The organism is Butyrivibrio sp. NC2007, from assembly GCF_000421405.1.
In the GTDB taxonomy this organism is placed as follows: Bacteria; Bacillota; Clostridia; order Lachnospirales; family Lachnospiraceae; genus Butyrivibrio.
The window spans coordinates 107072-128430 of sequence record NZ_ATWY01000008.1 but is presented as its reverse complement, the minus strand read 5'-3'; the positions used below and the strand labels follow the sequence as shown (position 1 = coordinate 128430).

17 protein-coding genes are annotated in these 21359 nt (G+C 43.8%); 7 read left to right on the top strand and 10 right to left on the bottom strand.

Going from position 1 to position 21359, the window contains the following annotated elements; translation table 11 throughout:
* The first annotated feature begins 3 nt into the window (after positions 1 to 3).
* Entirely contained in the window at positions 4 to 2127 is a 2124-nt protein-coding gene (locus G632_RS19355; RefSeq protein ID WP_022768557.1) for a glycoside hydrolase family 2 TIM barrel-domain containing protein, read from the top strand.
* Between the two features lie 587 nt (positions 2128 to 2714).
* Here the strand turns inward: G632_RS19355 and G632_RS0108290 are convergent.
* The 4 genes from G632_RS0108290 to G632_RS0108275 form a co-directional block, all read right to left on the bottom strand.
* A complete protein-coding gene (locus G632_RS0108290; protein WP_022768556.1) occupies positions 2715 to 3584 on the bottom strand; it encodes a carbohydrate ABC transporter permease in 870 nt (289 codons plus the stop codon).
* A complete protein-coding gene (locus G632_RS0108285; protein WP_022768555.1) occupies positions 3584 to 4681 on the bottom strand; it encodes a carbohydrate ABC transporter permease in 1098 nt (365 codons plus the stop codon). The genes G632_RS0108290 and G632_RS0108285 overlap by 1 nt, the downstream gene beginning before the upstream one ends.
* A 127-nt stretch (positions 4682 to 4808) precedes the next feature.
* Positions 4809 to 6164: an ABC transporter substrate-binding protein gene (locus G632_RS0108280; RefSeq protein ID WP_022768554.1), complete on the bottom strand. Its 1356-nt coding sequence runs from the start codon at positions 6162 to 6164 to the stop codon at positions 4809 to 4811.
* A gap of 306 nt (positions 6165 to 6470) precedes the next feature.
* Complete coding sequence (locus G632_RS0108275) at positions 6471 to 7484, bottom strand: LacI family DNA-binding transcriptional regulator (RefSeq protein ID WP_022768553.1); 1014 nt, start codon at positions 7482 to 7484, stop codon at positions 6471 to 6473.
* A gap of 150 nt (positions 7485 to 7634) precedes the next feature.
* Between G632_RS0108275 and G632_RS0108270 the strand changes: the two genes are divergently transcribed.
* Positions 7635 to 8609, top strand: a complete 975-nt coding sequence (locus tag G632_RS0108270; RefSeq protein ID WP_022768552.1) for an adenylyl-sulfate kinase — start codon at positions 7635 to 7637, stop codon at positions 8607 to 8609.
* 73 nt (positions 8610 to 8682) lie between these two features.
* The gene (locus tag G632_RS0108265) at positions 8683 to 10341 is read left to right on the top strand and encodes a glycosidase (RefSeq protein WP_022768551.1); all 1659 of its coding nucleotides are present in this window, start codon (positions 8683 to 8685) and stop codon (positions 10339 to 10341) included.
* On the opposite strand, the gene G632_RS0108260 is transcribed toward G632_RS0108265, so the two are convergent.
* The 4 genes from G632_RS0108260 to G632_RS0108245 all read right to left on the bottom strand — a co-directional run bounded on the left by G632_RS0108260 (position 10328) and on the right by G632_RS0108245 (position 14309).
* Entirely contained in the window at positions 10328 to 11500 is a 1173-nt protein-coding gene (locus G632_RS0108260; RefSeq protein ID WP_022768550.1) for a hypothetical protein, read from the bottom strand. The two genes, G632_RS0108265 and G632_RS0108260, sit on opposite strands and share 14 nt — an antisense overlap.
* Positions 11501 to 11510: 10 nt before the next feature.
* Complete coding sequence (locus G632_RS0108255) at positions 11511 to 12293, bottom strand: formate/nitrite transporter family protein (protein ID WP_022768549.1); 783 nt, start codon at positions 12291 to 12293, stop codon at positions 11511 to 11513.
* A gap of 196 nt (positions 12294 to 12489) precedes the next feature.
* Positions 12490 to 13833 (bottom strand): MATE family efflux transporter, encoded by a 1344-nt coding sequence (locus G632_RS0108250; RefSeq protein WP_022768548.1) that lies wholly within the window; start codon positions 13831 to 13833, stop codon positions 12490 to 12492.
* A gap of 20 nt (positions 13834 to 13853) precedes the next feature.
* Positions 13854 to 14309 carry a MerR family transcriptional regulator gene (locus tag G632_RS0108245; protein WP_022768547.1) on the bottom strand — a complete coding sequence of 152 codons (456 nt, stop codon included), beginning with the start codon at positions 14307 to 14309 and terminating at the stop codon, positions 13854 to 13856.
* A gap of 119 nt (positions 14310 to 14428) precedes the next feature.
* Here G632_RS0108245 and G632_RS0108240 point away from each other — a divergent pair, with 119 nt between their 5' ends.
* A complete protein-coding gene (locus tag G632_RS0108240) occupies positions 14429 to 15421 on the top strand; it encodes an aldo/keto reductase (RefSeq protein ID WP_022768546.1) in 993 nt (330 codons plus the stop codon).
* An 877-nt stretch (positions 15422 to 16298) separates the two neighbouring features.
* Here G632_RS0108240 and G632_RS21130 read toward each other — a convergent pair.
* Positions 16299 to 17417, bottom strand: a complete 1119-nt coding sequence (locus tag G632_RS21130; protein WP_022768545.1) for a helix-turn-helix domain-containing protein — start codon at positions 17415 to 17417, stop codon at positions 16299 to 16301.
* A gap of 11 nt (positions 17418 to 17428) precedes the next feature.
* Positions 17429 to 17572 carry a hypothetical protein gene (locus tag G632_RS21965; protein ID WP_022768544.1) on the bottom strand — a complete coding sequence of 48 codons (144 nt, stop codon included), beginning with the start codon at positions 17570 to 17572 and terminating at the stop codon, positions 17429 to 17431.
* A 237-nt stretch (positions 17573 to 17809) separates the two neighbouring features.
* Here G632_RS21965 and G632_RS0108225 point away from each other — a divergent pair, with 237 nt between their 5' ends.
* From G632_RS0108225 to G632_RS0108215, 3 genes are read left to right on the top strand one after another with little or no spacing between them, the layout of a single operon-like run.
* Positions 17810 to 18514, top strand: coding sequence for an ABC transporter ATP-binding protein (locus tag G632_RS0108225; protein ID WP_022768543.1), 705 nt, complete (start codon positions 17810 to 17812; stop codon positions 18512 to 18514).
* Between the two features lie 44 nt (positions 18515 to 18558).
* Positions 18559 to 20121 carry an efflux RND transporter periplasmic adaptor subunit gene (locus tag G632_RS0108220; protein WP_022768542.1) on the top strand — a complete coding sequence of 521 codons (1563 nt, stop codon included), beginning with the start codon at positions 18559 to 18561 and terminating at the stop codon, positions 20119 to 20121.
* Between the two features lie 4 nt (positions 20122 to 20125).
* Positions 20126 to 21334, top strand: a complete 1209-nt coding sequence (locus G632_RS0108215; protein ID WP_022768541.1) for an ABC transporter permease — start codon at positions 20126 to 20128, stop codon at positions 21332 to 21334.
* The last annotated feature ends 25 nt before the right edge of the window (positions 21335 to 21359 follow it).

Genomic DNA, 21359 nt, shown 5'->3' with positions numbered 1-21359 from the left:
ACTATGGATACTGAGAGAATAATTCTTACTGATAATTGGAAATTTCATTATGGCGAATGCGAAGAGGCCTGGTACAAGGGCTATGATGACAGCGCCTGGGAAGAAGTTACAGTTCCTCATGACTTTTCAGTGAAGGCTCCTTTTTCAAAAGAGTTTTCAAGCGGAACGGGGTATCTTCGCGGCGGAATCGGATGGTATAGGACCAGCATAAGAATTCCGGAAGAGTATCGTGGCAAGAGGATCACATTGATCTTTGATGGAATCTACAAGAACAGCTATGTATGGGTCAACAGCTATTTCCTTGGGAAAAGACCCAGTGGCTATGCCCAGATCAGCTATGACATCTCTGACCGGGCGAGCTTTGGAGATGATAAGCTTCAGATCAGCGTCAAGGTGGTTCATACCGGTATTGCGGATTCCAGGTGGTTTACCGGCAGCGGAATAACGCGTAAAGTCAGCATAATGGTTTCCGAGAAGACAGCTCCGGCTGTGGATGGAATATTCTTTAAGTGCGACAGTGTTGAAACTGACGGAGGTAGGACTCTGGCCAAAGTGTCTGTCAGAAACGAGCTTCTGACGGCAGAGGCGGATAGCATAGTGGTATCTAATATAGTGCTTGATGAAGACGGGATGACTGTTCTTGCTATGGAAAGTGAGCCTGTAGTACCGGAAGGTGATACGTTAGTAATAGACCTTTCGGGGAGCCTGAATGCTCCCAGGCTATGGAGCCCGGATTCTCCATATCTGTACACCCTGGAAACCAGGATAACTGCAGGAGATACGAGCTATGTGGCGGACAGGAAAAAGGTTGGCATAAGGACATTTTCTTTTGACCCGGATGAAGGTTTTTTCTTAAACGGAGAGAGCATGAAGTTCAAAGGAGTCTGCGTTCATCATGACGGCGGATGCCTTGGTGCAGCCATGAAAAAGGAAGTGTGGAGAAGGCGCCTTGAGCTTCTGAAGAAATCCGGTTGCAATGCCATAAGGTGCAGCCATAATCCTCACATGCCCGAGCTCTATGACCTGTGTGATGAAATGGGCTTTATGATGATGGATGAGGCCTTTGATGAATGGGAGAATCCGAAGAACAAGTGGTCAACAGGCCACAACGTTTATCCTCCAAAGCACCAGGGATACTATGAGGATTTTCCTGCGTGGCACGAGACTGACCTTCGGACGATGGTCAGGAGAGATAGAAACCATCCGTCGGTTATTCTTTACAGCATAGGTAATGAAATAGATTATCCCAATGATCCTTATTGTCATCCCATGTTTTCTGAGATGACAGGTAACAATGACAAGAATAAACCTGCAGCTGAGAGGCAGTACGATGCTAACAAGCCAAACATGGAGAGACTTGCTGTTTTGGCTAAAGAGCTTGTGGCTATAGTCAGGGATGAGGATGATTCAAGGCCTGTGACTGTGGCAGCAGCATTTCCTGAGCTGTCAAGCAGGATTGGCTTTATAGATGAAATGGATGTGGTAGGGTACAATTACAAGGAACATCTATATGAAGAGGATCACAAGCGTTTCCCCAACAAGACATTTCTTGGAAGCGAAAATGGCCACAGTCCTGAAGCCTGGAAGATTGTAGAAGATAACAGCTACGTGTGCGGACAGTTTATCTGGACCGGAATCGATTATCTGGGAGAAGCTCACGGATGGCCTATCAGAGGATCATCGGCTGGGTTTATTACCACAGCAGGCTTTGCCAAGGAAGAGTTTAATGTAAGAAGTAAGCTCTGGGGAGGCGAAGGGCTTTCCGAAAAAGAAACTGATGAAGTATCTGTAGAGCTTTGGAAACCTGAGCTTATAAGAGATGCCAGTGTAGATACAGAATTTGTTGATGATCAAAATGCAATTGGCTATCTTTATCAGATACTCATAAAGCTTCCAAAGGGTCTTTTGGAAAAAGATATTATGGCTAAGGTCACCGGAGCAGGAGAACTTGCAGGAATTGACAACGGCAATTTATCCGACCTTACTCCTTACACTGAAGATCACAGAGAAACCTATGAAGGAAGGCTTGTAATATATGTAAGACGCTTATCAGCAGGGGACATAAAAGTTTCTGTTATGGAACTGTTAAGCGATAAGACGGAGCTTATTACAACTGTAAAAATATAATGAAGAAACTGAAAGTTGAAGAGACTGCTCACTGGGCAGTCTCTTTTTAAAGCCAGTTCCACTACAAATTAAAGATATGAGTAAATGCAGTGGAGGATTTCAGGAATAATTTAAAGGAAGATCCACTGCAAATTAAAGATATGAGTAAATGCAGTGGAGGATTTCGGGAATAATTTGAAGGAAGTTCCACTACAAATTAAATATATGAGTAAATGCAGTGGAGAATTTCAGGAATAATTTAAAGGAAGTTCCACTACAAATTAAATATATGAGTAAATGCAGTGGAGGATTTCAGGAATAATTTGAAGGAAGTTCCACTGCAAATTAAATATATGAGTAAATGTAGTGGAAGATTGCTAAGAACATTCAAAGGAAGATCCACTGCAAATTAAATATTTGCACAAATGCAGTGGAAGCTTACTTGCTTTGTTGTAGAATCACCTGCTCAGGGCTAACATTGGTTTCGTATACTGCAGAGCCCTCTTTGTCTGCATGCAAAACCCCCGACATTCTTATGAATGCCGGGGGTCTTTGTGTATATATGAAAGAGATTTCATTATAATAAGGAAGTTCTGCTCTTACTGAGCTTAGCCCTTTACAGCACCCTCTATCATACCTTCCATGATCTGTTTCTGTGCGATAAGGAAGATGATGATCATTGGAATGATAGCAAGCAGTGCAGCGGGAAGAATTCTATCCCAACGCTTTACGTAAGATCCAACGAACTTCTGGATAGCGATCGGGATTGTCATTACCTTACCGTTCTGTCCAAGCATCATTGAAGGAAGAAGGTAGTCGTTCCAGATCCACATACCATTGAGGATTGTAACTGTTGTGATAACAGGTGTGAGCAGAGGGAAGATGATCTGGAAGAATGTCTGCTCAGGTGTACATCCGTCGATGGAAGCTGCTTCCTCAAGGTCGAAGGGAACGCCCTTGATAAAGCCGTTTAAGATAAACACTGTCATGGCTCCGCCGAATCCCAGATAAGCAAATACAATACCGGGAACTGACTGAAGCATTGGAATTCCGATAAACTTTCCTACATCACGGAAGGTAGAAATAAGTGGAAGCATTACTACCTGGAAAGGAATGATCATTGATGCGATGAAAGTAAAGTAAATAATTGTTGACCAAACTGTCTTGTTTCTGCAGATAACCCAGGCTGCCATTGCTCCGAATAATGAGAGCAGAACCAGGGATACAACCGTGATCAGTGCTGAATATCCAAAGGATTTCCAGAACAGGAAGTTAGGGTCATTGATAACTTCGTGAATGTTGAATCTGAACTGTCCAAGGCTTGATCCTGCAAGGCTTACAGGATTAGCTGTGATATTGGAAGTCTCTTTTCCTGAGTTAATAACAAGCAGGAGGAATGGGAACAATACATAAGCTGCGATAATTATAGCAATTACTAATCTTATAGCTACGGCTGCCGGTTTTTCTTTTGTATGCATTATAATTCCACCTCCTTCTTATTAGATATACGTACCTGCATGATAGATACAGCTGCCAGGATGATGAAGAACAGAACCGCTTTGGCCTGGCCCAGAGCATAGTCGTTATTGATTACCGCAGTGGAGTAGATGTTCAGTGCGAGCATCTCTGTACCGTTTGCGATATACTCTCCAAGGAACTGAACTGATCCCTTACCATTTGTGAGAGCAAGGTTTACATCGAACTGCTTGAAGGCTGATGTAAGAGTAAGGAATGTACATATTGTAATAGTAGGAGCGATCATAGGAATCTTTATATTGAAAAGAGTCTGCAGAGGATTAGCTCCGTCGATGGCTGATGCCTCAAGTACATCTCCGGGGATTGTGTTAAGTCCTGTGATGTAGATGAGCATGATGTAACCTGCATACTGCCATATATATACGATGATGATAGCGATGAAGGCTGTCTTTGTGTCCGAAAGCATTGAGTAAGTACCGGTAAACTTCGTGACAACGTTACTGAAAATGAACTGCCAGATGTAACCAAGTACGATTCCTCCGATAAGGTTGGGGAGGAAGTAAGCTGCTCTGAAGAACCCAAGGCCTTTGATCCTTGATGTGCAAAGAAGAGCAAGTAAGAATGCAACCAGGTTAACCAGGATCATGTTGAATACAACGAACAGGAATGTAAGAAGTATTGACCAAAGGAAAGCGGTCTGATTAAACATTCTTGCGTAGTTGCCAAAGCCTACGAACTGGTGCATCAGGATTCCGTTCCAGTCGGTGAAGGAATATCCGATACCGAGGAATAGTGGAATGATTACTGTTACGCCAAATGCGAAGAGCAGTGGGAACAGGAAAATGATGTTTACGATTGCGCGATGATGTTTGAATGTAGGGAACAGATATAGGCCTACGAAGAACAGGACTATACCAATTACGAACATAGCGCCTCTTCCGAAGATAATAGGTGTTGGTGTTCCGTTAATGGGCAACGTACCTAAGATAAGGTCGCCTGCTCCGGTCATGGAAAGTCCAAGTCCGGCAATCGTAAGCACAAGTCCCAGGATAAGGCTACCAAAAGAAGCAACCTTTCTGCCGGTAGAAAATGTACCCATTAGAAAATCCCCCTTTCTTTAAATAGAAGAAAAAATTTTGTGATGTTCATTTTAAAACGGGCAGGGTAGAAATGATCCCTGCCCGTAAATAAAACCTTAATTAGAAATACCTTTTAGCTTCCCCTAATTACTGAGCGTAGTAGCTTGAGATTACCTGAGCCATTGTTGAAACAAATCCGTCAGCATCAAGCTTGCCCTTTGCATAATCTGCAAATACGTTACATGTCTGGTTCTGAAGACCGTCCTTCTTGAGCATTGTGTGCCATCCTGAGTAGTTACCTGCTGTGATGTAGCTGTTCATGCTCTTGTAGAATGGGTTAACTGCCTCATACTGGCAATCGTCGAAAGGAGATACAAGTCCGGCATCATTTACAAGGATGTTCTGAGCTGAATCGCCTGCGCACCAGTTGAAGAATGCCTTAGCACCGTCTACGTTACCGTTTGAATATGCTACCCAGTATGAAGGTGGTCCAGCGATGATTGTGTTGATTCCATCCTCAAATGCATAAGGAGCAAATCCACACTCGAAGCTTACATCGTCAGGAGATGTTACACACCAGTTACCCTGTGTGATGAATGCATACTTGCCTTCCTTAAATCCTGCAACCTGTGTGTCATATGTTCCGTCGATAAGAAGAGCAGGATCTGAGTACTGGTTCATCATTCCGATGAACTCTGCGAAGTCCTTCATTCTTGCTTCATCAATCTTTCCACCGTCGTTAAGAAGATCGATGTATGTTGTGTCGTCGGCCTTAAGACCTGCATCAAGATACTGACCAAATACGTGTGTACCTGAAGACCATCCAAGGTTTGTAGGCTCTGCACACCATCCGAATACAGCTGTGAGACCAAGCTCATCCTTCTTAGCATCAAGTGTCTCGCAAGCTGTCTTCCAAGCATCAGGGCTTGTAAGAGAAGCAGGATCAACACCTGCAGCCTTAAGAACATCAGCGTTGTAACCAAGAGCTGTTGCCTCAACTGTGTAAGGGAATCCGATTGTTCCCATTGTGTCGTTTGTAAGTTCAAAACCTGTCTTGTTTGTCCAGTCTTCACCGGCGAGATCAGCAAGCATGCCGTCCCAGTTAGCTGCCTGGTTAGCTTCGATTACGAAGATGTCAGGCATGTTGTCAGCCTGATACATTTTCTTGAGCTCGTCAGAAGCGTTTGTGTCGCCACCGATTGTCTCAACGATAAGAGTGTTGCCTGTCTCCTCGTTGTACTTAGCTGCAAGAGCCTGCATCTGATCATTGATCTCAGGCTTACCGTTAAGAAGACGAACCTCTCCGAGATCACCTGTAGCTTCTGTGGCAGCGGGAGCCTCAGTAGCTGCTGTATCTGCAGGAGCTGCTTCCTGTGTTGTAGCCTCTGCGTTGTCAGCAGGGGCAGCTGTTGTGTCGGTACCGGTAGTACCTGTAGTTCCACAAGCTGCAAGTGAAAGAACCATTGCGCTTGCAAGAACTGCTGAGATGAGTTTCTTTTTCATTTTGTTTCCTCCTTTTGTGCATTCTGCCATAACATGCAAAAGTTTTGGCGGTTACTTTTGCGCATAAGTTGTACGCTAAATTCAAAATATCACACTTCTGTACAAAATTCAATAGAACTAATCTAAAAAGTCTCGGCTCTTTGCATACTTATGCGCAAAAGTTGGCGTGCCTAGCGGGCTTAAACGATTACGCTAAAAACCAAAAAAATAATAAAACGTTTATAAAATTTATGAAAAAGCATAAAAAAGACCAACTTATGCGTTTAAGCTTAAGTTGGTCAAGTTTAACAATGGGTTATGGATCTTTTAGTTAATCTTTCTGACAGTATCACGAATAACCAGGTGAGTCGGAAGTTTTATTTGGTTAGGTGTCTTTTGCCCTGCCAGCTGCTTAAGTAGTGTGTCTGCAGCAGTAATACCTTTTACTTTTACATCCTGATGGACTGTGGTGAGCGCCGGCCTGTGGAGCTGGCCCAGCATGTTGTCATCAAATCCAACAATGGAAATTTCTTCGGGAACATTAATGCCTCTGTCAGTCAGAGCGCTTATAAGAGTTACTGCATAGAGGTCTGATACGCAGAAGATAGCGGTAAACTCTTTTGACCTGTCACAGATCTCTGCGAGGGATTCGTCAATCTCATCACTCTTAGGGTGGATCTGTAAGAAGTTTGAACTCTTGTATTTGATACCTGCATCCTTAAGGGCTTTCTTGTAACCGTTAAGTCTTGCCAGATCGACGCCGCTCTGGTTATCGGAGAGGAATGCGATCCTTTTGTGCCCCTGGGATATAAGATACTTGATCATGTCATAGGTGCCCTGTTCATCGTCAAGACCGACATTGGTGAAATGCTTAAGGCCTTCAAGCGAGTAGGTGTCTATGCAGACGATAGGCTTTTTGTATTTCTCGCTGACTCTTATACCGTCATCGTTGAGCATACCAAAGAGGATCAGTCCGTCTACGTTCCAGGTGGACACATGTCTCATGATCTCATCTGTATCACTTGAGATATACAGCATCATGAAGTAACCGGCGTTTCTGATGGTCTCCTCAACACCTCCGATAAGTACCGAGACGAAGGGATCCATGATCAGGTTCTCGTATTTATCAGCACGGGCCTTGAGGGCCAGTCCGATGATCTTTGACTCATTCTGTGCAAGGTTCCTGGCATTTATGTTTGGAACGTAGTCGACTTTTTTTAAAAATTCCTCGACCTTTCTCTTGGTATCGTCAGAGACTTCTCCGGCTTTTCCGTGAATAACATTTGAGACCGTCGTAGTGCTCATATTTAGTTGTTTGGCGATTTCTTTGATCGTGATCATTTTTTCAATTGGCTCTTTACAAACAAAAAAAGTTAGTGTATTTTGTCTTCAGCACGAGGAGAAATTTTTTGCCCCGTCTTTTTTTTCAACATAACATGCAATAATACAAGTTGTCAAAAACTAAATTTCAAAGAGGAGAAATCGAAAAACATGAACACTAAATATAACAAAGTGACTGTTTTTAAAGACACTGATGATAAGCTTTCAAAAGCTGCAACAACTGTTTCTAATATAAGTATTCCCGATGACATTCCCCACGGTGATATGCCCGGAGATAAGATCGAGATCGGAGAGAGCCACATCGCCAAGGCCAGAACAATCTTTCCTTTATTGGTAAAAGAGCTTTCGGAGAAGATGGCAGCTAATCCTTATAAAAGAGCTGTTGTTGCCGTATGCGGAGGATCCGGAGTCGGAAAATCCGAAATTGCATCACTTCTGTCATATTTGCTTGAGAGCGCAGGAATAGGCAGCTACACAATGTCCGGTGACAATTATCCACACAGAATTCCAATGTACAATGATGCTGAAAGGCTTCATACATTTAGAAAAGAAGGCATCAGAGGAATGGTTGACGCGGGTGTCATGAATGCTGATACAGTAGCTAAGATAAGAGAGTGGCAGGCAGCTGATGATGACGCAAACAAGGCACATTTAGAGACTGACACATGGTTCAGAAGCTATCTTGAAGCAGGTTCTAAGGGACTTGATGAATACCTCGGTACACCCAATGAAACAGACTTTGCAGAAGTTGATCAGATAATGAAGGCATTTAAGGACGGAGCAGATAAGCTCTGGCTTAAGAGAATGGGACGTGATGAAGCATCCCTTTGGTATGACGAAGTAGATATGTCAGAGAAGCAAGTCTTAATAGTAGAGTGGACTCACGGCAACAGTGACTACATGAGTCAAGTTGATATTCCGGTACTTTTAAACAGCACTCCTGCTGAGACTTTGGAGCACAGAAGATCAAGAAACCGTGACGGTAAGCTGGACAGCCCATTCACAATGCTGGTTCTCGAGCTTGAACAGGCTAAACTTGTTAAGCAGGCTCACAAGGCAAAGATCATCATTTCAAAAGCCGGAGATATAATCAGTTTTGATCAGTTCCAGGAACTTATGAAATAACATTTTGACAGGTTTGGTAATGGGTAAAATCACACATATCAACAACCTCTTTTAAATAATGGAGTGAATAATTATGAAAAAAAATTTCGTAGACAATGGTCCGATGCTAAATGCTTACCCCGATAGTATGGGTGGAACAATGGCAGATATTGTTTCTGTCCTTTCAAAAGAAGAGTTTAAAGATGTATTTCAGTCTTTTTACATTCTCCCAAGTATTTTTAACACAGACCTGGACAGAGGATTTTCTGTAATTGACTACAGCATCAATGAAGAGATGGCAAGCGCCTCTGATATTGATAAGCTCGGCGAGCTCGGAATTGACCTTAAGCTGGACTTTATCTTGAATCATGCATCAGTTCTTTCTCCCCAGTTCCAGGATCTTTTAAAGAACGGTGAGAATTCCAAATATAAGGATTTCTTCATCAACTGGAATAAGTTCTGGGAAGGCTACGGAGAGATGACTCCTGAGGGTTACATCCAGCCCGAAGAGAAATATATCAAGGATATGTTCTTCAGAAAGCCCGGACTTCCGATCCTTATGGTGAGAATGCCCGATGGAAAAGACGTTCCTTACTGGAACACCTTCTATCAGGAAGTTCAGTACAAGCGCCCTGATGCTCAGGACCTCATGGAGAAGATGGATATTCAGTACCTGGCAGCAGACAGACTCTCAAAGAGAATCTGCTCCGGCCTTGATGAGGGCAAGAAGCCTTCAGAGATTGATTTTACAGGTTATGAGAAATATAAGGATGCAGTAGTAGAGCTCCTTGAGTCCGGAAGACGTTATCTTGGTCAGATGGACCTCAACATCAAGTCAGACCTTGTTTGGGAGCATTACAGAAATACATTAAAGAGCCTTTCAGGCTACGGCGCAAGGATTGTAAGACTTGATGCCTTTGCCTATGCACCCAAGGAGCCCGGCAAGAAGAATTTCTTAAATGAGCCTGATACCTGGGATGTTCTTGAGAGGGTAAAAGAGCTTGCTGACGAGTTTGGAGTATCTCTCCTTCCCGAGATCCATGCAAGTTACAGCGAAAAGATTTATGAGACCGTTGCAAACAAGGGCTACATGACCTACGACTTCTTCCTTCCCGGACTTCTTATCTATGCAATTGAGAACAGGGACGGTTCTGTCCTTGAGAAGTGGGCAAACGAGATCCAGGAAAAGAAAATCCGCGTAGTCAACATGCTTGGCTGCCACGACGGTATTCCGCTTCTTGACCTTAAGGGAATCCTTGCAGAGGAAGATATTCAGAAGATGATAGATACAATCGTCGGCAGAGGAGGCTTTGTAAAAGACCTTCACGGTGCCAAGAACATGTACTATCAGGTAAATGCTACATATTACAGTGCCCTTGGAGATGATGACAAGAAGATGCTCTTTGCAAGAGCAATCCAGATGTTCATGCCCGGTAAGCCTCAGGTTTGGTACCTCGACCTCTTTGCAGGTAAGAATGACCACGAGGCAGTTAAGAGAGCCGGAGCAGGTGGACATAAAGAGATCAACAGAACAAACCTTACTATGGATCAGATCTCTGATGCCATGAATAAGGATGTTGTTAAGAAGCAGCTTGAACTTCTCAGATTCAGAAACACAAATCCTGCCTTTGGATTTGATGCGAAGCTGGATATAAAGACTGATGGAAGCGTTATGACCTTCACCTGGACAAACGGTGATAATAAGGCCAGCCTTAAGGCAGATTTCTCAGACTATAGCTTTACGATCGAGTAAAAGACTGCACCTGAAGCATAGGTTCAGCTTCATTCATCTCTTTTGCCAGAGAAATTTCATAACCGATTCTTTTTGAAAGATATATAAGGCCTGCGCCCCAGAGGACATCTCCTGTGGCGTGGGCTGTTTCTACGTTACTCTCTATTCTTGCAACGAGTTCATCATGAGGGTATTTTTCAAGGACAGCAACTGCTTCCTCAAAGTAAGGCTTCTGGATATCTTTCAGGCAGTCAAAGAGGAACTGTACACCCACTTTATTTGCCGGATATCCGAGATTTTTAAGGAGCTTAACACCGTTGCAGATGCACATATCATCTTTGAAAGCTTCCATTTTAAACCATTCCGAGATGTTTTTTATCAAATTCTGATCGATCGCATAGGCAATCTCATGTATCTCCTCGTCCATCAGAACTCTGCTGTGGAGAGCTTCATCCGCAATACGCTTGTTGCGCAATGCTTTGGCGTGGTCTCTTGAATTTTGTGCATTCATGTTTCTTACTTCAATTTCCGAGAGCTCTTTTTCCCATCTGTATCTGAACTCATCCCAGTCAGCTGTTGCGAGGTTCTGGTAATTTCCCTGATAGATTCTTTTAAAAGCACGTGCACAGTCACCGGTGGAGATCATTGTGTGGTAGGCGTTATCCAGGCGAAGTGTCCTATCAGCATTCAGGTATTCCATGAGACCACCGATGAGAATGGAGTCGAACCTCCAGTCGCCGGCTCTGACCTGCGTTCCGTCAATCATGGTAATATCGCCGGTTGCTCCGTTGTAGTCATAAACCAGATAAGTGGGGTAGTACTGGCCTTTAATGCAGAACCATCTGCCGCTTTCACTTACCTCTAATCCGCGAACTTTCCTGCCTTTTTTATTTACATAAGGCTTAAACTTGTCCTCTGACAGGAGTCTGATACAAAGATCGCGCCCGAATTTGTTGCCCCAGTAGGGAACGGTCTCGATATTTTTAAAGTAATTTGCTACACGATTTTTGTACTTCTTAAAAAATGAAAAGCCGCCTATTGCCAAAAATGGCAGAGAGTCCTTCCCGGCAGTGCCAAAGAATGCTAAAAGAGTCATGACTGCAACAAAGACAAATGAGCCAAAAAGAAATTTCGTTAAGAGGCTTCCGTTCCTGATAAGTCCTTTTATATAATTCCACATTTCTAAACAATCAATCCTTCAAATAAATCAAATAATACATTGCTCCCACGCAGAGAGCGCCACCTATTATATTCCCAAGTGTAACGGGAATCAAGTTGGTGACAAAGTAGCCAAAGAGCGAGAGACCATCTGCTGCAATCCCGTAAACGGATGTTGCGATCATACCTGCGGGAATGAAATACATATTTGCAACGCAGTGCTCAAAGCCTCCAATAATGAATAGCATAACAGGGAGCCAGAGTGCAAGTACCTTTCCTGCCAGCTCGTCCGCTGCAAAGGAGCACCATACAGCCATGCAGACCAGGATATTGCACAGAATCCCTTTAAGCACTCCGTCGGCAAAAGAGATACCGGACTTAGCAACAGCTGTGCTGACAACAGCCTTGGCAAGAGCACCGTCTGCAAAGGCATAGGTGTGTGAGAAATTTGCAAGGAGGGCAATGAGAAGTCCGCCCACCATATTTCCGAAATAAACGATAAGCCAGTTCCTCAGCATTCCCGAGAGCTTAGCTTTTTTACTAAGTACAGGAATGATGATAAGGCAGTTACCTGTAAAGAGCTCGGCGCCACCCACAAGCACCATGAATAGACCTATCGGGAAAACCACGCTGCTGACAAGCCTTCCTGTTGACGGATCCGGAGCACATACCGATGCGATCTGGCTTCCGAGACCTCCCAGAGCAATGAAAGCTCCCGCCAGTATTCCCAAAAGGAACGTCTTTCTGAAGTTCATGTTGGTTTTGGCGGTTCCGACAGTTTCATAAGTGGTTGCGATAGCAGCAGGTGATTTCATGAAGAGCTCCTTTCAGACGTGTGGTGGTGTGTCAGTGGGGTGTTTTCAGTTTGGTGAGTCAGTGGGGACGTTTCAGTTTGACTCATTTTGTTTAGCAAAATGAGTCAAACTGAAACGTCCCCACTGACTCACCAAACTGAACCACTGACTTCTACATCATATAGTAGCTCAAAATAATACGAAATACAAGATATAGTTATGCGGCCTTTTCGCGCAGATGCTTCATAACAAAGGCGTAAAGAATAATGGAGAATACACCTGCAGTTACCCATGCAGCAGCATCACCTGCAACAGCCATATTAAAGCTATGCAGCTTCATTGACAAAAATGCAGTTCCAAATCTTGCAAGCAGTTCCACAATGCCCAGCATAAGGGCAGTCTTACCGTATCCACAGGCCTGCATAGCATTTCTGTAGATAAAGATCATGGCCAGCGGAATGTAGAAAGGAACGCAGGCATATACATAAGCTCTTGCATAGGGCAGGTAAGATGCCACATCAACACCGGGATCAAAGAAGAATCCGATAATCACCGGCAGAAGAACAACGCTCAGGATTCCGTTGATGATAGAGTACACAGCTGCAATCTTCATGGCATCCTTGGTGCCCTGATTTACTCTGTCAAGATCGCCGTAGCCGAAGTTCTGTCCTGCATAGGCAGCAATTGTTTGGCCTATGGAAGGCATTCCTGCGGTCATGAGGTTTACAACCTTACCGGCTGCAGTAAATCCGGTAACGGCAGTTGATCCATAGATGTTGATTGAAGACTGCATGACCATCGTTCCCGACGCGGTTATACCAAACTGAAGAGCCATGGGAATACCGATGTTGAGCTGCTTAAGCGAATATTCTTTGTGCAGGTGCCAGTCCCTGGCCTTTGGGCGAAGTACGGAAACCTTTCTTACAATATAGAACATACAAAGGACAGCAGAAGCAGCCTGCGAAAGATCTGTCGCCAGCGCAGCGCCGAAGGTCCCAAGATGAAATACTACGATAAATACCAGATCCAGAACAATGTTCAAAAGAGCTGAGAAAATCAGAAAGTACAACGGAGTTCTGCTGTTTCCGATGGCTCTTAAGGACGCAGCAAGAAGGTTATATCCAATAAGCGCAATACTTCCTGCGCAGATTGTGGAGATATAAGCATAAGCGTCATTGTAAATATCAGAAGGTGTATTCATCAGCCTAAGGAGCGGATGCATAACAGAGAGCGCAATAACAGTGACAACTGCAGTACTGATGATTCCTAGCAGGATCGCATTAACAAAGGCAATTCTTGCACCTTCGTAATCCTCTGCACCGTACTTCTGGCTGATCAGCACCGTGTATCCTGTTGTCATTCCGTTTGCCAGTCCCATGATCATGAACATGATCGTTCCCGTGGATCCAACGGCCGCAAGAGCAGTGGGAGACACATATCTTCCTACAATAACGGTGTCCACCATGTTGTAGAACTGCTGAAATATAAACCCTAAGAATATAGGGAGAACGAACTTTAGTAAAAGAGTAAGCGGCTTACCCTTTGTCATAGATGATTCCATAATTATCCTCCGAAAAACAGTCAGCTTATCCTGTCTAAAATAGTATCAAGCGCTTTTTTGTGATAGTCTTTTTTATCAAACTTTGCCCACTTCGGAAGCTCTTTTCCCTGCTTGATAGCCTTCTCGAGATGGCCGTAGTAGTCAAGCTTTTTGAGAATGTGTTCATAGGACTCGTAAGCCTCTGCGAATTCTTCCAGCATGATCTCGCTTCGCCTTTTTAAAAGACTCATCATATCATCGATACTTTTTGCTTCATCTTTTTCATATTCAAAAAAGTCTTTTATCTCATTGATGGACATCCCGGCCTTCTTAAAGCAGTTTATGGCCTCGAGTTTTCCGATATGGTCCTCTGAATAAATTCTGTGTCCGCTCTCAGCTCTTTCTACATTTCTAAGGAGCCCCAAGTCTTCATAGTATCTCAGGGTAGATGCTGCAACGCCGAATTTCTCAGATATCTGCGCTATTGTATATGTCATTTTTACCTCCAGAAAATTTCTCCGAAAAATGTTGTTGACTTCAAGTGTACTTTAAGTATTAAGCTTTGTAAAGAATCAAAAAAAGAAATAAAATTGTATATAGATAAGGGAGGTTTACCATGTATACAGCAAACGAAAACAGATATGAAAAGATGCAGTACAACCGCTGCGGAAACAGCGGACTTAAGCTTCCGGCAGTGTCTCTTGGACTTTGGCACAACTTCGGTGATACAGGAAATTTTGAGAATATGAAGCAGATGTGCTTTACTGCTTTTGACAACGGTATCACACATTTTGACCTTGCCAACAACTATGGCCCTGCAGAGGGCAGTGCTGAGAGAAACTTTGGCAAGATTTTAAAAGAGGATATGGCTTCCTACAGAGATGAGATGATCATTTCAACCAAGGCAGGATATTACATGTGGCCGGGACCTTACGGCGAGTGGGGAAGCAGAAAGTACCTCATCGCAAGCCTTGATCAGTCCCTTCAGAGAATGGGCCTTGAGTATGTTGATATCTTCTATCATCACAGACCTGACCCTGAGACACCTCTCGAGGAGACCATGGAGGCACTTGCACAGATCGTCAGAAGCGGAAAGGCGCTCTATGCCGGCATTTCAAATTACGATGGACCAAGGCTTGAGAAGGCTACTGCCATTCTTACTGACCTTCATGTTCCGTTTGTTATCAACCAGAACCGTTACAACATTTTCGACAGGACCATCGAGAAGAACGGCCTTAAAGAGAAGGCAAAAGAGCTGAACAAGGGCATCATCTGCTTCTCACCTCTTGCGCAGGGTCTTTTATCCGACAGATATCTTCAGGGAATTCCTGAGGACAGCAGAGTTCGCACAGACGGCAGATTCCTTCAGGAGAACAGGATCAATGAGGACGTACTTACCAAGGTAAGAGCCCTCAACGACATCGCTGCAAAGCGCGGACAGACTCTTGCCGAGATGGCACTTGCATGGATCCTTAAGGACGGCTATGTAACATCTGTCCTTGTCGGAGCATCCAAGCCTTCACAGATCCTTGACAACATCAAGGCAATCGAGAACATCACATTCTCAGAGGAAGAGTTAAAAGAGATTGACAGAATATCTCAGGGCTAATTAGTAAAGTGGAAAAAAGACCTCTATATCAGAAATGGTATAGAGGATTTTTGATTTGGCCCATAGGGACGGGGATAGGGGACGTTTTGGGGAGTATACCTTTACCAGCCCGCCGCCTTGAGATTGTGGTTCATATAAATACCGGCGTCAAGGGCTGCCCGGGCGCCAAAGGGCGGCGCCCAGCGTACTGTCCCTTGACGCCGGTATTTATATGAACAATCGGTCACTAAGGCGGGCAGGATAAAGGGGCGTGACTTGGGAAGTCTATCAGCTGCAACGATTAGGGGGCTTTTCTGCGTTTTCTACTTATATGTTCAGAAGTAGCCTATGGGCGTAGAAAGCCGAAGGGAGAAAATTTTACATAAGGGGTTATTTTCTACCTATACGGATAAAAGTCGCTTGTGGGTGTAGAATGCCCTGAGAGTTTTTCTACCTATATCCGAAAAAGTTGTCCGTGGTCGTATAAAAAAAGAGGTATTTAGATTTATACATGAAAATCCTTCTACCTATATTGTGAAAAGTGTCTTCTGGGCGTAGAAAATCTTGGATTCTGAGGATTTTCTATATATATGGATCAAAATGGGTTTGGAGTATGGAAAATGCAGAAGAGTAAAAAGTTTGATTCTTGATATTTCTATATATGACTCTAAAACTTGCCTTGCGGTATGGAAAAATGTTGGAAAGCCAGAATAGATTTCTATATATATGAGTAAAAGTAAACATTGGGTATAGAAAAAAGGCCATCCAAAGTTTTTGTGCTAATTTCATTTCTATATATATCAAGTAAACTCATCGCAGGGTATAGAAAATACGACAGACAAAAAGTTTTGGAGCTAAGCTGCGAGTCATGAAGGTTGGGCATAGAGTCATCTTTACTTTATAAAGATGACTCTTTTAACTTGTTCCATTCATCTATAACTTTGCCCATGTATTTGTAAATCTTGGCGGTTACGACGCTCTGGTCATCTTCAAACATTGATTCAATACCTGACACAGCTCCGGCGCCGGTGGAGTCGAAGGAGTAAGCTTTATCTTCGGAAAAGTAGAATCTGACACTTCCGGAGAGTTCGTTACTTGATGCTGATCTGTCATAAAGATTTGCCAGATCCCACATCTCTTTTACACAGGTTTTCATAGCAGCATCGTCGCCAAGAGCGGAGAGCCACCAGGACTTAAGGAGCAGCATGATGGTCTGCAGCTTATGGAAATATGTGATCTGCCCCGGTTTACTGTAGAGCTTAGTGAGAGCTATGTTCATATCAGCCAGTTCTATGGCTTTTTCAAGATCTTTTTTACGGCCGCTTGCTGCAAGTGTCATGGCCATGTTTGTAATCACCCCGTATTGATCGGCACATATCCTGATTATGGCCATAGTCCCGTACTTTAGCGACTCCTCAAATTTGCCGGAGTTCATAAGGACGGAAGCGATGGAACTGTCGTTGCACCCGTCGTAATTGATCTGTTTCAGCTCATCCAGAGCTTTCTCCGGGTCTTTTTTGGTATAGAGCTTGGCAATCCTGCTACGTATGGAGTACTCGCTGATATGCGGATCCGTATTCTGCGAAAGGTGTTCCATGCTGCGCTGGTAAAGGCTTATGGCTGTATCGCGATCTTTATCATCGTCGCCTTCTGTATATTTAAGGAAAAAGAGCTCTGCGCAGCAGTACAGTATCTTGAAAGTGTGCGGATAGCGCACCAGCGCATTGTTTGCTTCGCTCACTGCCTCGTCAAACCTGTAGGCATGATACAGGTCTTCTATGGAATCAACCATGTCATCGATATTCTTGGAGGACATATCATAGCCCAGTAGTTCATCGACTGAGACATTGAAGAAGTTTGCAAGCTCCATCAGGGTCAAGATGTCCGGTACATTGTTGCCGTTTTCCCACTTGGAAACTGCACCGATGGTCACTCCAAAGGCCTCAGAGAGTCCTTCCTGGGTCAGACCCATTTCTTTTCTGTGCTTCTTTATGTTTTCTGATAGCTTTAATTGCATCGCATCCTCTTTTACATTAGTGTTCTTGATCTCATGGAGTAGTTGAAACCGCCGTTCATGAGATTTCTGTAGTTTTCCTGGTCGTAGCTCTTATTAGCTGAAAATCCGTTTGTGAAATTGCTGATCATAGTCTTGAAATTTACCATCTTTGTCATAACTTTCTCCTTCTCTCTGTATGCTCTCGTGAGCAGTTCTTTGTTATGACTTAATGATACAGGGCTATATAAAGAATATTAACACACTATTTGTACAATTAGTATATAAAAAACTTTCCAACATGGAAAGTGAATTTCATAAAAATTTCATAAGTTTGTAAACGTTTACGCTTTCATTTATTATAGTAATGAAGTACAATAATGAGTTGTACACAATCTATATAATTGAGGAGAATTATGAAGAAACTTGTAGAGATAAAGGATGTATGCAAGATATACAATCCCGGTGAGAACGAAGTCAGGGCGCTAAATCATGTGTCACTGACCATAGGTGAGGGCGAGTTCGTTGCCATAATCGGACAGTCCGGTTCCGGTAAGTCTACTCTTATGAATATGCTCGGATGCCTTGATACTCCCACCAGTGGCAAGTATTTCCTGCATGGCCAGGATGTATCGCACATGACTGATGACGAGCAGTCTGACATAAGAAACAGAGAAATTGGATTTATATTCCAGGGCTTTAACCTGATCCCTTCACTTACTGCTCTTGAAAATGTTGAGCTTCCTCTTATATATAGAGGAGTAAGTAAGAAAGAGAGAGTAAGACTTGCAAGCGCAGCGTTGAACAGCGTAGGTCTTGCAAAGCGTATGACCCACAAGCCCAACGAGATGTCCGGTGGACAGCAGCAGAGAGTTGCCATAGCAAGAGCCATAGCTCAGGCACCGCCAATACTTCTTGCGGATGAGCCCACAGGTAACCTTGATACCGGCTCGACAAAAGAGATAATCACAATAATAAAAAGGCTCTACCACGAGGGAAGAACCGTTATTATAATCACTCATGACCCCGGCATTGCCAAGCAGGCCAAGAGGATCATAACCATATCCGACGGAATGATCCAGAGTGATATTGCAAATCCGGATTATAAAGACGAAATCTGAGAATAGAAAAAGTTTTGTTAATGAAAGTTTATGGAGGAATTTTGATGTCTGAGAAGGAAAACAAGAATAAGGAAATTCAGGAGAGCGTTACTACAGTTCCTGAAGCAAATAATGAGATCAAAGAGACCACCGGTGCCGATATGGAGGTCTACGATGATTACGATGTAACAGATCTTGCTGATTCTGTTAAGAAGAAAAAGAGATTTAAGAAGAGATATGCTGTGATTGGAATAGCAGCTCTTTTGATCGCAGCCTTTGTCATCTATCGCATAAATGCTGCCAAGAATGCAGTTGTTATGGTTGAAACTCAGGATGTGGCTCTTGGCAGTATTGAGAACATTCTTTCAATCTCAGGTACTGTGCAGAGTGGTGAGACCAAGAATTACTATTCGGATGTTACAGCACCTGTCGAGAAGATCAATGTTAAGGTCGGAGATAAGGTCTCAGAAGGATATGAGCTCTTAACCTATGATACAGAAGCGCTTGATCTTGCACAGCAGAATGCCGAGCTTGCAATCAAGCAGGCCAAAGGTACATACAGTGCAACAGCTGCAGGTGCCACAATAGCAGATTCAGCTGAAAACTATGCTCAGAATATGACTCTTGATCAGATCAACAACAGGATTGATCAGATAACTGATGAAAAAGAGGCTATCCAGAAGCAGATTACTGAAAAGAAGAACAGGATCAGCCAGACAATAGATGAGCTTACCAAAGTTCAGATGGATTACAACCAGAACAGAGTAAGTGATGGCGCAGAAGCATATAATCATTACGATAGAAAAGACGATGACGGCAATGAAATGTATCTTCAGACGCAGGAAGCACTCACTGATGCACAGGCAGCTCTCACAAGAGATCCTGAGATCATTGCATGGCAGGATCAGATCACAGCGCTTACCGATGAGGCAAGCCGCCTTAATTCCGCACGCAGCTTAAAGGTCAGCGGAGGAACCTTAACAGCTCAGAAGGCAGCCCTTGATACAACACAGCTCAATCAGGGAGATACACTTTCTAAGATCGAGGCAGCCAAGGAAGGTATAAAGGCTGAATTTGACGGCGTTGTCACAGCAATCCCAGCAAATGTTGCAGAGGGTGCAACTCTGGCAGCCGGAGCACAGATCCTTACTATAGCAAACCTTGAGGATGTACAGGTTACCATTCAGGTTTCAAAGAGCGATCTTCCCAAGATATCACTCGGACAGAAGGTAGATGTCACAATAAACGGAAAGCCATATAATGGCGAAGTAACAAAGATTTCCGGAAATGCCACCAAGAACGCCAACGGTGTAGCAGTGGTTGATACTGTCATCAAAGTAACAAACCCCGATTCAGATATTATTTTCGGAGTAGAAGCAAACAATAAGATTCATGCTCAGAAGGCTGACAACACCATCGTTCTTCCCTATGAGTATGTTCAGACAGATTCAACAGGCGATTACGTATATGTGCTTGCAGCAGATAACACAGTACAGAGAAAAGATGTTGTGATTGGCATTTCTACATCTACAGATGCCCAGATCATTGAAGGACTTGAAGTTGGTGATAAGGTTATTACTTCGGATGTAAGCCTGCTCACAGAAGGAATGACTGTAGTAGCACAGTAAAATAATGGGAAAATTTTCAGAGTATTTAAAAAGTGCAATTAAACAGATAATAGGTAATGGCTACAGAACCCTGATGACCATGCTTGGTATTGTTATCGGTATTGCAGCGGTTATTGCGGTAGTTGCTCTTGGAAACGGCATGAGCAGTTTCGTTAAGAGCTCTCTTAACGATCTTGCCGGCAACTACGGCATTTTGTCCATAAATGCCTCCAAGACCTCAGAGAGACTAACCAGGAATGACATGTATGCAATTGAGGAGGCGCTTCCGAATGCAAAGGGAGTCTCCCCGAATCTAACAGGCTATGGCAAGGTTGAAGGCAGAAAAGGGACTTTCACAGCCGTCGTTAACGGTGGTTCCGAGGCATATCAGTACTCCTTAAGTAATGAAATAGTTAAGGGACAGTACTTTACCAGGCAGCAGGTGGAGTCGGGACAGAGAGTCTGTGTAATGCTCCTTGATGACGCCAAGACACTCTTTGGAACCGAGGATGTAATAGGATTTGAGGTGGAGCTTACCATCTATGGCAAGACAGCCACTTACACTATTGTTGGCCTTCGTGATCACATGAATAGAATGTATCAGTTCATCATGGAAGGCCAGGATTACTATGCGCAGCTGGAAGTGCCCTACACAGCACTGGGTGCGGATTTTGACTATGATACCGAGAATTTCACTCAGCTGATGCTCTTTGATGCACAGGAAACTTTGTCGGAATCGGTTCAGACGGCCAAAGACATCCTGGTCAATGCCCACGGACTAAGAGGCTCCTCAGCTCTTACAGCCCAGAGTATGGCGGATTTTTCCGATCAGCTCAATCAGATCCTTGGCTATGCCCAGAGCTTCCTTCTCCTGGTATCGGTCATCTCCCTGATTGTAGGTGGAATCGGTGTTATGAATATCATGCTGGTGTCAGTTACAGAGAGAACCAGAGAAATTGGAATCAGAAAGTCAATTGGAGCCAGCACCGGAGCCATCATGACGCAGTTCCTTGCAGAAGCTGCGATCTTAACGCTCCTTGGAGGAATAGTGGGTATCATACTTGGAATTATAGTTGCCCATGTGATATGCACAGCCATTGGTTTTGACGTTATCATCACGCCGACATCGGTTCTCGGAGCAGCATTTTTCTCGGTGATGATAGGTCTTTTCTTCGGAATCTATCCCGCCAGGAAGGCAGCCAAGATGAAACCTATCGACGCACTTCGCTTATGATTAAGGCGCAGCAAAGGAAAGTTTA

Coding starts and splice junctions, on each gene's coding strand:
- G632_RS19355 (WP_022768557.1), top strand. CDS start 4: ATGGATACTGAGAGAATAATTCTTACTGATAATTGGAAATTTCATTAT.
- G632_RS0108290 (WP_022768556.1), bottom strand. CDS start 3,584: ATGCATACAAAAGAAAAACCGGCAGCCGTAGCTATAAGATTAGTAATT.
- G632_RS0108285 (WP_022768555.1), bottom strand. CDS start 4,681: ATGGGTACATTTTCTACCGGCAGAAAGGTTGCTTCTTTTGGTAGCCTT.
- G632_RS0108280 (WP_022768554.1), bottom strand. CDS start 6,164: ATGAAAAAGAAACTCATCTCAGCAGTTCTTGCAAGCGCAATGGTTCTT.
- G632_RS0108275 (WP_022768553.1), bottom strand. CDS start 7,484: ATGATCACGATCAAAGAAATCGCCAAACAACTAAATATGAGCACTACG.
- G632_RS0108270 (WP_022768552.1), top strand. CDS start 7,635: ATGAACACTAAATATAACAAAGTGACTGTTTTTAAAGACACTGATGAT.
- G632_RS0108265 (WP_022768551.1), top strand. CDS start 8,683: ATGAAAAAAAATTTCGTAGACAATGGTCCGATGCTAAATGCTTACCCC.
- G632_RS0108260 (WP_022768550.1), bottom strand. CDS start 11,500: ATGTGGAATTATATAAAAGGACTTATCAGGAACGGAAGCCTCTTAACG.
- G632_RS0108255 (WP_022768549.1), bottom strand. CDS start 12,293: ATGAAATCACCTGCTGCTATCGCAACCACTTATGAAACTGTCGGAACC.
- G632_RS0108250 (WP_022768548.1), bottom strand. CDS start 13,833: ATGGAATCATCTATGACAAAGGGTAAGCCGCTTACTCTTTTACTAAAG.
- G632_RS0108245 (WP_022768547.1), bottom strand. CDS start 14,309: ATGACATATACAATAGCGCAGATATCTGAGAAATTCGGCGTTGCAGCA.
- G632_RS0108240 (WP_022768546.1), top strand. CDS start 14,429: ATGTATACAGCAAACGAAAACAGATATGAAAAGATGCAGTACAACCGC.
- G632_RS21130 (WP_022768545.1), bottom strand. CDS start 17,417: ATGCAATTAAAGCTATCAGAAAACATAAAGAAGCACAGAAAAGAAATG.
- G632_RS21965 (WP_022768544.1), bottom strand. CDS start 17,572: ATGACAAAGATGGTAAATTTCAAGACTATGATCAGCAATTTCACAAAC.
- G632_RS0108225 (WP_022768543.1), top strand. CDS start 17,810: ATGAAGAAACTTGTAGAGATAAAGGATGTATGCAAGATATACAATCCC.
- G632_RS0108220 (WP_022768542.1), top strand. CDS start 18,559: ATGTCTGAGAAGGAAAACAAGAATAAGGAAATTCAGGAGAGCGTTACT.
- G632_RS0108215 (WP_022768541.1), top strand. CDS start 20,126: ATGGGAAAATTTTCAGAGTATTTAAAAAGTGCAATTAAACAGATAATA.